At 67.7% G+C, this 232-nt stretch carries 1 protein-coding gene; it reads right to left on the bottom strand.

The features are described from left to right. Nucleotides 1–232, bottom strand: a 232-nt coding sequence (locus SB772_RS45965; protein WP_410839268.1) for a hypothetical protein, incomplete at both ends; no start/stop codon positions are given.

Raw genomic sequence — 232 nt, 5'->3', positions numbered from 1 at the left:
ACGCCGACGTCGACACGTCGCGCGCGACAAACAGCTTGTTGAGCAGCGTGCGCCACATGCCCACGTCGACCATCACGGCCTGCGGCTCGCCCTTCAGCACGAGGTTCACGTTGCCCGGCCGCTGCGCCTGCTTGTTGTACGCCTCGATCTGCTCATGCGTCGCGAAATACTGCTCGGGCTTCGCCGCGCCGTTGCGCAGGCCGAACTGGACGACGGTGGCCGCCGACAGGCC

This window comes from Paraburkholderia sp. SIMBA_030, from assembly GCF_046535245.1.
Lineage (GTDB): Bacteria > Pseudomonadota > Gammaproteobacteria > Burkholderiales > Burkholderiaceae > Paraburkholderia.
This window is presented reverse-complemented; position numbering and strand designations above follow the sequence as displayed.